This is a genomic window from Salinivibrio costicola subsp. alcaliphilus (assembly GCF_001996185.1).
Classification (GTDB): domain Bacteria; phylum Pseudomonadota; class Gammaproteobacteria; order Enterobacterales; family Vibrionaceae; genus Salinivibrio; species Salinivibrio costicola.
Window position 1 is genome coordinate 14,647 of record NZ_MUFR01000012.1, and the last position, 12,486, is coordinate 27,132.

General features: G+C 50.3%; 9 protein-coding genes. 1 reads left to right on the top strand and 8 read right to left on the bottom strand.

What is annotated here, in order from left to right; all coding sequences use genetic code 11:
* Nucleotides 1-142: 142 nt before the first annotated feature.
* The 5 genes from eno to rlmD all read right to left on the bottom strand — a co-directional run bounded on the left by eno (nucleotide 143) and on the right by rlmD (nucleotide 7,767).
* Nucleotides 143-1,441, bottom strand: a complete 1,299-nt coding sequence (eno, locus tag BZJ21_RS05695) for a phosphopyruvate hydratase (RefSeq protein ID WP_077459783.1) — start codon at nucleotides 1,439-1,441, stop codon at nucleotides 143-145.
* Between the two features lie 74 nt (nucleotides 1,442-1,515).
* On the bottom strand, nucleotides 1,516-3,150 hold the full coding sequence (locus tag BZJ21_RS05700) for a CTP synthase (RefSeq protein WP_021022090.1): 1,635 nt from the start codon (nucleotides 3,148-3,150) through the stop codon (nucleotides 1,516-1,518).
* Nucleotides 3,151-3,305: 155 nt separating this feature from the next.
* Nucleotides 3,306-4,100, bottom strand: coding sequence for a nucleoside triphosphate pyrophosphohydrolase (gene mazG / locus BZJ21_RS05705; protein WP_021022091.1), 795 nt, complete (start codon nucleotides 4,098-4,100; stop codon nucleotides 3,306-3,308).
* A gap of 50 nt (nucleotides 4,101-4,150) precedes the next feature.
* Nucleotides 4,151-6,367, bottom strand: a complete 2,217-nt coding sequence (relA, locus tag BZJ21_RS05710; RefSeq protein ID WP_077669329.1) for a GTP diphosphokinase — start codon at nucleotides 6,365-6,367, stop codon at nucleotides 4,151-4,153.
* Nucleotides 6,368-6,435: 68 nt separating this feature from the next.
* Nucleotides 6,436-7,767 carry a 23S rRNA (uracil(1939)-C(5))-methyltransferase RlmD gene (gene rlmD / locus BZJ21_RS05715; protein WP_077669330.1) on the bottom strand — a complete coding sequence of 444 codons (1,332 nt, stop codon included), beginning with the start codon at nucleotides 7,765-7,767 and terminating at the stop codon, nucleotides 6,436-6,438.
* 145 nt (nucleotides 7,768-7,912) lie between these two features.
* Between rlmD and barA the strand changes: the two genes are divergently transcribed.
* A complete protein-coding gene (barA, locus tag BZJ21_RS05720; RefSeq protein WP_077669331.1) occupies nucleotides 7,913-10,678 on the top strand; it encodes a two-component sensor histidine kinase BarA in 2,766 nt (921 codons plus the stop codon).
* Here the strand turns inward: barA and acpS are convergent.
* From acpS to recO, 3 genes are read right to left on the bottom strand one after another with little or no spacing between them, the layout of a single operon-like run.
* Nucleotides 10,675-11,055 carry a holo-ACP synthase gene (gene acpS / locus BZJ21_RS05725; protein WP_077669332.1) on the bottom strand — a complete coding sequence of 127 codons (381 nt, stop codon included), beginning with the start codon at nucleotides 11,053-11,055 and terminating at the stop codon, nucleotides 10,675-10,677. The two genes, barA and acpS, sit on opposite strands and share 4 nt — an antisense overlap.
* A complete protein-coding gene (pdxJ, locus tag BZJ21_RS05730; protein ID WP_021022096.1) occupies nucleotides 11,056-11,787 on the bottom strand; it encodes a pyridoxine 5'-phosphate synthase in 732 nt (243 codons plus the stop codon).
* A gap of 2 nt (nucleotides 11,788-11,789) precedes the next feature.
* On the bottom strand, nucleotides 11,790-12,485 hold the full coding sequence (recO, locus tag BZJ21_RS05735) for a DNA repair protein RecO (RefSeq protein ID WP_021022097.1): 696 nt from the start codon (nucleotides 12,483-12,485) through the stop codon (nucleotides 11,790-11,792).
* Nucleotide 12,486 lies beyond the last annotated feature (1 nt).

The window sequence follows — 12,486 nt, forward strand, 5'->3', positions numbered from 1 at the left end:
TATCGGCTCGACGTATTTGCACAATAGAATTCTAGTCGCATAGGCTAGCGGATCAGGTCGCTGGTGTCATGGTTTTCCTAAACGAAAAAAAGCCGCGCCGTTAAACGGCGCGGCTTTTCTAATAAAAGTGTCTAAGTGCCGATTATTGGCCTTTCACTTCTTTTAGACCGTTAAACGGTGCTTTTTCACCCAGTGCATCTTCGATGCGGATAAGCTGGTTGTACTTAGCAACGCGATCTGAACGGCTCATCGAACCGGTTTTGATTTGGCCTGCTGCAGTACCCACCGCTAAGTCAGCGATGGTTGCGTCTTCAGTTTCGCCTGAACGGTGAGAGATAACCGCCGTGTAACCAGCGTCTTTCGCCATCTTGATTGCAGCCAGCGTCTCAGTCAACGAACCGATCTGGTTGAATTTGATCAAGATAGAGTTCGCCACACCTTTGTCGATGCCTTCTTTCAGGATCTTAGTGTTAGTCACGAACAGGTCATCACCAACCAGCTGAAGCTTGTCACCCAGCAGTTCGGTTTGGTGCTTAAAGCCGTCCCAATCAGACTCGTCGAGGCCGTCTTCGATAGACACGATTGGGTACTCTTCAGCCAGCTTAGCAAGATAGTGGTTAAACTCTTCTGAAGAGAAGGTTTTACCTTCACCTTTCATGTTGTAGATGCCTTGCTCTTTGTCATAGAACTCAGACGCTGCACAGTCCATTGCTAAAGTAATGTCTTTACCCAGCTCGTAGCCTGCTTGCTCAACCGCTTCTTTAATCGCAGCGAGTGCTGCTGCGTTTGACTCTAGGTTAGGCGCAAAACCACCTTCGTCACCAACAGCAGTGCTTAGGCCTTTGGCTTTCAGTACTTTGGCAAGGTTGTGGAATACTTCTGCACCGATGCGCAGCGCTTCTTTTAGCGTCTTAGCACCGACTGGCTGGATCATGAACTCTTGGATATCAACGTTGTTATCCGCGTGCTCACCACCATTCAGGATATTCATCATTGGCAGAGGCATAGAGAACTGACCCGCAGTACCGTTTAGCTCAGCGATATGCTCGAACAAAGGCATGCCTTTTGCCGCTGCCGCCGCTTTGGCGTTCGCCAAGGAAACCGCGAGGATAGCGTTAGCACCGAACTGAGATTTGTTCTCGGTACCGTCGAGATCGATCATCACTTGGTCGATATCTGCTTGCGCTTTAGCGTCTTTACCCAGCAATGCTTCTGCGATTGGGCCATTCACAGCTTCAATCGCTTTCAGTACGCCTTTACCCATGAAACGTGACTTATCACCGTCACGCAGTTCTAGTGCTTCGCGAGAACCCGTAGATGCACCAGAAGGAGCTGCTGCCATACCAACGAAACCACCTTCTAGGTGAACTTCCGCTTCAACGGTAGGGTTACCGCGTGAATCAATAATTTCACGACCTAGAACTTTAACGATCTTAGACATTGTGATTCCTCTCGTCTGTCATTGTTTTTAAAAATAAAGAGCGGCCGCCTTCTGGGCTACCGCTCGAATGTCGTTTATAGCTCACCACGCTGTTTTTTGCCTGCCGCAGCAACAAATCCAGCAAACAGTGGATGGCCATCACGCGGCGTTGAAGTGAATTCCGGGTGGAACTGGCACGCCACGAACCAAGGATGTGCTGGGTTTTCAATGATCTCTACCAGCTTTTTATCGGCAGACAGACCAGAAACTGACAATCCTGCTTTTTCTAGCTTAGGACGTAGCAGATTATTCACTTCATAACGGTGGCGATGGCGCTCATGGATTTGGGTATTGCCGTAGAGCTGATGCGCTTTCGAACCTTCAGCTAAGTGGCAAAGCTGCGCGCCTAGGCGCATGGTGCCACCAAGATCTGACGTCTCGCTACGCTCTTCCACTTTGCCTTCTTCATCGACCCACTCAGTGATCAGGCCAACGACAGGATAAGGGCTTTCTTGGCTAAACTCAGTCGAGTTAGCGCCTTCCATGCCGGCGACATTACGTGCGTATTCAATCAACGCCACCTGCATACCAAGACAAATACCCAGATACGGCACATTGTTTTCACGTGCATATTGTGCCGCAAGGATCTTACCTTCAATGCCGCGGTCACCAAATCCACCAGGGACGAGAATCGCGTCCAAGTCCTTCAGCATTTCACTGCCGCGGGTTTCAAGATCTTGTGAATCCACGTACTTGATGTTGACGGTCAGGCGATTTTTCAACCCACCATGTTTTAACGCTTCATTGACGGACTTGTACGCATCCGGCAATTCAATGTACTTACCGACCATACCAATGGTGACTTCACCCATTGGGTTGGCTTCTTCGTAGCTCACTTGCTCCCATTCAGACAAGTCAGCTTCTACGGCTTCAATGCCAAAGCGCTTGCACACCAAATCGTCCAACCCTTGCGAACGGATCAACGATGGGATCTTGTAAATAGAGTCGACGTCTTTCATGGTGATCACCGCTTTTTCCGCCACATTACAGAACAGCGCAATCTTAGCGCGTTCATTGGCAGGAATTGGACGCTCACTACGGCATACCAGCACATCCGGCTGAATACCAATCGACAGAAGCTCTTTTACTGAGTGCTGGGTCGGCTTGGTTTTTACTTCGCCTGCCGCAGCCAAGTAAGGCACTAATGTCAGATGCATGAACATGGCATGTTCGCGGCCCACGTCTACCGTCAACTGACGAATCGCTTCCAAAAATGGTAATGATTCAATATCACCGACCGTTCCGCCGATCTCGACGATCACAATATCGTGACCTTCACCGCCTGCGACGATGCGATCTTTGATCGAGTTGGTAATATGTGGGATCACCTGAATGGTCGCCCCCAGGTAGTCTCCACGGCGCTCTTTGCGCAGTACATCCGCATAAACACGGCCAGAAGTAAAGTTATTACGCTTGGTCATTTTAGTGCGAATGAAGCGCTCATAGTGACCGAGATCAAGGTCGGTCTCTGCGCCGTCTTCCGTGACGAATACTTCTCCGTGCTGGGTAGGGCTCATTGTCCCTGGATCCACGTTAATATAAGGGTCGAGTTTCATGATGGTGACGTTAAGGCCACGCGCTTCAAGAATGGCTGCTAATGAGGCTGCAGCAATACCCTTACCGAGGGAGGATACAACACCGCCCGTAACAAAAATGTAGTTCGTCGTCATGCTAAACCTGAGAGTTGGATTTAGAGGAAATAAATGAAGTTCTGGACGGGATATTATGATACCAGACCCCACTGACTCCCACAATGTGAAAGCTACCACACACCCTGGTGTTTTTAATTGTCACAAATCAATTATGCCAATTACAGGATATTGCCTTACTCGTCTTTTTTAACCGCTTGCCACGCCGATTCTAGTTCATCCAGCTGACATTGTTGAATATTTTTTCCATTATCACGTAATTGGTTTTCAACGCCACGAAAGCGACGTTCAAATTTCTGATTGGCTGCGCGCAACGCCTGCTCAGCATCCGTGCCTAGGTGGCGCGCGACATTGACGACAGCAAACAAAAGATCGCCAACTTCGTCTTCCACACGGCTTGCGTCAACCGGTGTCTGTGCCAATTCATGTTCGACCTCTTCCAGCTCTTCTCGCACTTTCTCGATAACCGGCGCCACGGTTGGCCAATCAAACCCTGCCCTTGCACATCGTTTTTGTAGCTTGTGGGCGCGAGTTAACGCGGGCAACCCCTGAGTCACGCCATCTAATAGACTGCAGGATTGGGTTGAGGGCATTTTCTCTGCGCGCTCTTGCGCCTTAATATCTTCCCAATCAGGCGAGCTTAATGGCTTCCCGTCCGCATCTTTAGGACCGAATACGTGAGGGTGACGACGCGTGAGCTTATCGCACACTGCACTGACGACATCGTCAAAATCAAATCGATGTTGTTCGCGCCCTAATTGACTGTAGAACACAATTTGAAAAAGAAGGTCGCCCAACTCATCTTTTAGGTCCGACCAGTTTTTACGCTCGATGGCGTCAGCCACTTCGTGCGCCTCTTCTAAGGTATGAGGCACGATAGAGGCAAAGGTTTGTGCCTTGTCCCAGTCACAACCATGATTAGGGTCGCGTAAGGTCGCCATGATCGTCAGTAAGTTGTCAATTGACGCCATAAGAAGGTTCCTTCATGAAAAAAACGCCCTGTCGAAACAGGGCGAATGTATTAGCGGAGGCGTTTCGCTTCGACCACGTCTTTCACTTGTTCAAGCCGGTTTACAACGCGGCTTAAGGTATCTAAATCAGAGATTTCGAGATCAAAGTCCATGATCGACATTTGCTTTTTATAATCAACCCGGCTTTGCATCCCGGCTACCCGTGCTTTCTCATTGCTTAACACGTTATTGATATCTTTGACCAGCCCGGTTCGTTCGTTTGCCGAAAGGCGAATGCGTACATGGTATTGACCAATATGGCCTTTCCCCCACACCGTGGCGATAATCCGCTCCGGTGCATGATGGCTAAGCTCATTAAGCTGCTCGCAATCTGCACGATGGACCGAAATACCACGCCCTTGGGTAACAAATCCTTTAATGTCATCACCCGGCAACGGCTGGCAGCAGCGCGCGAGATGCGTCATCAGGTTATCAACACCTTCGACAACCACGGCATCGCGGTGGGCTTTGCCGGTGCTCGGTTTTTGTTCGCTTTGCTGCAGTTTTTCTAACAACTGCTGCTCTTCTTCTTCCAGGCTCGGTTTATTAATCAGGCCATTAATATGGTTCACTACCTGATTAATGCGCAAATCACCACTGCCCACGCCGGCATAAAGCTCGTCCAGCGTGTTAACGTTAAAGCGTTTTAGCGCCAAATTGGCATCTTTACTGATGCCGCCAATTTTTTGTAGCTCGGTATCCAAGATTTCTTTACCGGCAGCAATGTTCTTGTCTTTGTCTTGCTTGCGGAACCAAGCATTTATTTTGGCGCGCGCACGACTTGAGTTAACAAATCCATGGCTGGGATTGAGCCAATCTCGCGACGGGTTAGGCTCTTTTTGCGTGATGATTTCAACCTGATCGCCCATTTGTAGGTGATAGGTGAACGGAACAATTCGCCCTTCTACTTTGGCACCAATGCAACGATGACCCACTTCTGAATGGATGTGGTAGGCAAAATCAAGTGGCGTTGCCCCTATAGGTAAGTCGACGACATCGCCGCGCGGGGTGAACGCATATACCCGATCGTCGAACACTTGGCTACGCAACTCATCAAGCATTTCGCCCGAATCAGACATTTCTTCTTGCCATGCCAATAGCTTACGCAGCCAGGTGATTTTTCCATCGTAGCCACTGCGGCCACTGGCTGAGCCTTCTTTATATTTCCAATGGGCCGCTACACCTAGCTCTGCATCATCGTGCATTTGTTTGGTGCGAATTTGAATCTCAACGGGCTTGCCTTCCGGCCCCAGCACCACGGTGTGAATTGACTGATAACCGTTCGGCTTGGGGTTGGCGACATAATCATCAAATTCTTTGGGTAGATGACGGAACTGGGTATGGACGGCACCTAATGCGGCGTAACAATCCTGAAGTTGATCCGCAATGATGCGCACAGCGCGCACATCAAACAACTCATCAAACTCCAGGTTTTTCTTCTGCATTTTGCGCCAGATACTATAAATATGCTTCGGGCGTCCATATACCTGTGCATTAATATGCGACGCTTCCATTTCCTGCTGGAGCCCTTCGACAAAGGCACTGATATAGTTTTCACGGTCAATGCGTCGCTCGGCCAGCTGCTTGGCGATTTGTTTATAGGTTTGCGCATGTTGGTAACGGAACGCGTAATCTTCAAGCTCCCACTTTAGCTGACCAATTCCCAATCGGTTAGCCAAAGGCGCATAAATGTTAGCGCTCTCTTTCGCTGCTTGCTGACGCACAGACTCTGGCGCATCTTTCACTTCACGTAAATGGCAAATACGCTCGGCGAGTTTAATCACCACGCAACGAAAGTCTTCCACCATAGAGAGCAACATACGGCGCACATTATCAACTTGCGAGGACGTGGCCTCATCGTCGGCTTGGGTATTTAAATGCCGAATCGCAGCGGTCTGCTGCACACCGCGAATCAGGTTGACTATCGACATCGAATAGTCGTCCGCCAGTGTCTCCAGGGTGACCAGTTCGGCGTCGACCATCGGAAATAATAGCGCGGCCAGCAAGGTGTCGGCATCCATGCTTAATGTCACGAGGATTTCGATCATCTCTCGGCCTCGCCACAAAGGCTGGCTGAGTGCTGATTCATCGTCACTCAATGCTCGACAATATTGGTAGCCGTCTAACAAGGCTTGTGTCGTCGATGCGTCTTGCCCGAGTCGCTTAACCCAGGTGTTAACCTCAAATGTTTCATCTTCGTGTAGGTGGGCTTCTCGTACCGCAACCATAACTGTTCCTATCCTTAACTCTCTTACTGACAAGAGAGGCATGTCGATAACGACAAGCCACTAAACGCTTATGCCCGCTTGTTCGTCACCGGCTTAAACAAGGCCATCGATTCCATGTGTCCTGTTTGTGGAAACATATCCAGCATCCCTAATTTGACAAGTGCATAACCATTATCAAGCAGCACGCGGGCATCGCGCGCCAGGGTGGCAGGATTACAGGACACATAAACAATATGTGAAGCCCTCGATTGTGCCACAAAGTCTATAACACCCGCAGCCCCTGCGCGTGCCGGATCGAGTAAGATTTTGGTAAAATCGAAATGGGTCCACTCTCCTTCTAACGCGTCGCTATTTAAATCAGCTTGATAAAAACAGGTGTTATCACAACCATTTATCTTCGCATTATCTGCCGCCTGATTCACCATGGCTTGCACGCCTTCCACCCCGACAACGTGCCCAACCAGTTTGGCAGCGGGGACACTAAAGTTACCCAATCCACAAAAGAGATCCAAGACACGATCTTCTTTCTCTAGCGCTAGCCAATCCAGTGCCTGTGACACCATGTTCTGATTGACCGTCGGGTTGACCTGAATAAAGTCATTCGGTTGAAACGCAAGGCGACATCCCGCCACTTGGTAATCTGGCGCGGCGCCGATAAGACGTTCAGGTGCGCCATCGCCTTGATGAAGATAAAAGGTGCAGCCTTGAGTTTCTGCCCAGTGGCACAATGCTTGACGGTCATCACTGTGCAATACCTTGGTGGTACGCAACGACACTACCGTGGTGTTGTCAGCCTCAATCAGATCAAGATGACCCAAAATACGTCGACCACGCAGGCCATCCAAACACGGGCGCAAGTGCGCAAGCAAGGTATTCAATGGCTCACTCAGGACCGGACAATGGCTAACATTGATAATCGCACTGCGTTGGCGAGCACGAAACCCCATTGCCAATGCCCCCTTTTTATCAACCTGAAGACTGATGCGCGCACGACGCCGATACTGCCATGGCCTATCTGTAATAGGTGCCGACAGTGTTGCCTCTTCCCCAGCAAATTTTTGCATCAGCTCATTCAGCGTTTGCTGTTTATGCGTAACCTGCCCTTCATGGCTTAGATGCTGCAAGCTGCAACCACCGCACTGCTGATAAACCGGGCACCCTGGCTCAACACGTTGTGTGGCGTGGCTATCGAGTTTAATTAATTGGCCGCGCGCATATTGCCGTTTTTGTTCGGTCAGCTGTACCAAGGCTTGCTCTTCCGGCAAGGTACCTGGGACAAACACCGGTTTTTTATCCAAAAAGCCAACGCCATCGCCATGATGGTCTAAGCGTTTAATGGTTATCAGCTGATGCTTTTGCTCAACCTTTTTATTTTTTTCGGGCTTAAAAAAGCGCGCCATGTCGTATTCCAGTGTTTAAAGCTTGTTGCCAAGCCAGTCAAGAGATCCTGCCAGTGGGAGTTGTGATAGTTCGCTGACTATTTTGTGATTGAATCATGTACACTGGCGCTAATTGTCGTGATTATTTTCCCATAGTTTATCTAGCATGACCAAATATGGCCTCCGCACCCGTGTTTCTGTACTCACTATTGCACCGACACTCATTGTTGGGCTATTACTCAGTGCATTTTTCACCAGCACCCGCTATCAAGACCTTGAACAGCAACTCACGGTAACCGGTTCTGCGATTATAGAACCGCTCGCCATTGCCAGCGAAGTGGGATTGAAAAATGACAGTCGTGAAAACGTGCGCCGGCTCATCGGCTTTGCTCACCGCCAGCATTCTCAGTTTGTGCGAAGTATTGCCGTGTTCGATCGTCGTAACGAGCTGTTTGTAACCTCGAATTACCACCGCAATTTAGCCATGCTCTCCGTCGATAGTGGCCAACCTATTCCCACACAATTACAGGTTAGCCAACAGCAAGATACCTTGATTTTGCGTGCACCGATTTTAGAAATTGGACGCTTTACCCCCGGACTCAATGTCGAGCGCCCTTTGGGGTATATCGCGATGGAGTTGGACCTTAGCTCAGTACGGTTGAAACAGTACCAGGAAATGATCACAGCGCTGGTTATGGTCGCGCTGGGCGGGATTCTCTCCTGCTTTTTCGCTTACCGTTTGATTGCCGATGTGACTCATCCAATCGGCAACATGGTGACCTTGGTCGATAGAATTCGACGAGGCCATCTTGACGTGCGGATTGAAGGTGAGCTGCTCGGCGAGCTGGATACCTTAAAAAATGGCATCAATGCAATGGCAATCTCATTGTCCGAATACCATTTGGAAATGCAACAAAGTATTGATCAGGCGACCAGTGATCTACGCGAAACCTTAGAGCAGCTCGAGATCCAAAACGTTGAGTTAGACATTGCCAAGAAAAACGCGCAAGAAGCGGCACGGGTTAAATCCGAGTTTCTCGCCAATATGTCCCATGAGCTGCGTACACCGCTCAACGGGGTGATTGGCTTTACGCGACAAATGCTAAAAACCGAGCTCAGTAGTAGTCAACGAGATTACCTTCTCACCATTGAAAAATCCGCCAATAACCTGCTGACGATCATCAATGACATCTTAGATTTCTCTAAGCTGGAAGCGGGTAAGTTGCTGTTAGAAAACATTCCGTTCGACGTGCAAGAGATGCTCGACGAAGTGATGCGCCTACTCGCCCCTATGGCGCATGAGAAAGGGCTAGAGCTAACCCTGCGCACCGATGCTCGGATTCCTGCGGGAGCGGTTGGCGATCCGCTTCGTATCCAACAAGTTTTAATCAATTTGATTGGCAACGCGGCGAAATTTACCGAGCGAGGTAATATTGATGTCAGTGTCGATCTTAAACAGCTACACGATGAAACCGTCGAACTGCAATTGATGGTCAAAGACACCGGCATTGGGATCTCTGAACGTCAACAAGCGCAGCTTTTCCAAGCGTTTAGACAGGCAGACGCCAGTATCTCGCGCCGTTATGGCGGTACTGGGCTCGGGCTTGTGATCACGCAAAAATTAGTCCAACAAATGGGCGGCGATATTGGCTTTACCAGTCGCCTTCACCAAGGTTCATCATTCTGGTTTACGCTGCAGCTGACACAAACTGATTTACCGGTATCGCAGCCACTCGACATCGAGCCTTTGGTCGGGCGCGATATTCTGATTGTGGAGCCCAATGCGCGTACCAGAGAGATTTTGCGCAAACGACTGAGCCAGGTGGGCCTAAACGTTGATACCGCGTCCGGCACCCATGTGCTCACTGACCGTCAGTATCATTTTGCTCTCCTTTGTTTTGATGCTGGGAGCATGCCTGCGCTCAGTGAGATGCAAGATGCAGTCAGTCTCTGTGAGCAGCAAGCGCAGTCAGTGGTGGTTTGCTTACCCACCACCGAACTCGAAGCATCCGAGCATCTTTTGAAAGCCGGTGTACGAGCGTGTGTCGCCAAGCCGATCCCGCAGCGTAAACTATTGGAAACACTGCTTGGTTCACCCGAGCCGGCGCCTTTGCCGCTACCTCAACCTAACACCACGCAAAAGGCGCCCTACACCGTGATGACTGTCGATGATAATCCCGCGAACTTGAAACTGATCACAGCCTTGTTGGCTGAGCGGGTAGAGAAAGTCGTGACCGCAGATGATGGCGTCAAAGCCCTGTCACTGGCACACCAATACGCCTTTGATATCATTTTGATGGATATTCAAATGCCTGAAATGGACGGTGTCACCGCTAGCCAAGAAATCCGTAAAGCGGGACTCAACCAGCAAACGCCGATTGTAGCAGTAACCGCTCATGCGATGCCTGGTGAGCGTGAGCGCCTTATTGATGCCGGGATGGACGATTACCTCACCAAACCCATTGAAGAGGCCATGCTAGAAAGCACCCTGAGCCGTTGGCTGCATTTTGATGACACGGTAGCACCTCATCAAGCCGCGCCGTTACCCACTTATTCGGCTAACCAGGATCACAGTGCGCGTCATCTGGACTGGCAGCGGGCGCTCAACCAAGCAGCAGGCAAGGCCGATCTCGCCAAAGAAATGCTAGAAATGTTACTCGCCTCTTTTACGTCAGTGAAGAAGGTGGTCGCTAGTGCGTTGGCGGGAGAGTCAGAGACCGATAGCTTATGGCAAGCCATCCACAAGCTCCACGGTAGCTGTGCTTATAGCGGTGTGCCTCAACTGAAAAGCCTGTGTCACGAGTTAGAAACGCAATTAAAAGCCGGGGCAGATATCGCAGCTGTCGAACCTGAGCTGTTAGAGCTTCAAGATGAGATTGCACATATTGAGCAACTGGCACCGCAATATCTCGATAACGCGCAGGGCTGTTAACCCGTTTCTAAGATAACATACGCGATCGCGTAGGCCTTTTCATCCGATAAGGTCAGCCAACAGTGCGCAACGCCACGCTCGCGTGCCAATTGGGCAGCACGGCCAGAAAGGCTTAGGACTGGCTGGCCGGAAGTCTGATTCGTAATGGTAAAATCATGAAACGTGACACCATCGGCAATCCCGGTTCCTAACGCTTTTGCCGCGGCTTCTTTCGCAGCAAAGCGCTTGGCCAAGTAGCGAGCAGGCGCATGATGTGTTGCCATATGCTCCCGCTCACTATCGGTTAGGATCCGATCGGCAAAGCGCGATTGGCGTGCAAACGCTTTTTCAATACGCGCAATCTCAACAATGTCTGTACCAATTCCAACAATGGCCATTTAGCGACGCGCCGCTTCCATAATCGCTTTCATATCCGCCACCGCTTTTTGCAAACCATCAAACATTGCACGACCTATGATTGCATGACCAATATTCAGCTCATGCATTTCTGGCATCGCCGCGATGGGAGTGACGTTATGATACGTCAGGCCATGACCCGCATTCACTTTGATCCCCAAGTCGACAGCAGAGCTTGCCGCTGCGGAGATCTTTTTAAGCTCCGATTGGCGATCGTTGTCATTGGTTGCATCCGCGTAGTGGCCCGTATGCAGCTCAATAAAGGGCGCACCACATTGATGAGCCGCTTCAATTTGATTGCGATCAGCATCAATAAAAAGGGAAACCTTAATCCCAGCTTCGCTCAGACGCTGGGTTGCCGCTTTCACTTTATCCAGCTGGCCTGCGACATCCAAGCCCCCCTCGGTGGTGAGCTCTTCACGTTTTTCCGGGACCAAACAAACAAATTCAGGTTGAATCTCGAGCGCAATCTCAACCATTTCATCGGTCACCGCCATTTCCAGATTCATACGCGTTTGTAGCGTTTCTTTGAGTAAACGGACATCGCGATCAGTGATATGGCGACGATCTTCACGAAGATGCACGGTGATCCCTGCCGCTCCAGCACGCTCAGCTAACTCCGCCGCATGAACCGGATCCGGATACGCGGTACCACGTGCATTACGTATCGTCGCAACGTGATCAATGTTCACACCGAGGTAAATTTTATCCATGATTATTTCCTTCTAAACAATTCTCTGCTTTTTAGCGGCTTAGGACCAAGATAAGGTTTGAGCGCCATACGTGTAAAACGCTTGGCGGCGCGCAGCTGTGCCACCGTTTCAAAATGTCGTGTCGCCAACGCTCGTAGATCAGCGCCAGTAAATTGCCGATGTTGGCTTTTCATGATCGACGCGACAAAGCCTTGCTGCTCACGATATAGATACGTCATAGTATCGTTGATCGGGTCGCCGCTACCAGCACAATGAAGAAAATCAACGCCATAGCCTAGTGCTTCTAACAGCGCAAGCTCAAAGCAGCGTAATGCAGGCTCTGGGTTGTGATAGCGGGCAAGCTGGGTTAAGGCGGTGACATAATCGAAAAATAACGCTGGGTAAGGCGTATGAGGCTCAAGCACACGCATAACTAACTCATTGAGGTAAAAGCCGGAATACAGAGCATTGCCTGATAAAGGCAGCGCGAGGCCTGTGGCCTCAGCACTGCGCAATGTACGTAATTCACCGCGTCCCCCCCACTTGAGCAGCAAGGGAGTAAAAGGCTGCAGTGCGCCTCTTATGGCCGAACGGGGACGACGTGCTCCCTTGGCGAGAAGCGTGATACGCCCCTCGAACTCAGAGAACACATCTAAGAGCAGACTCGATTCACTATAGGGGCGCGAATGCAGCACAAAACCACGTTGAAAGCCGTCCACT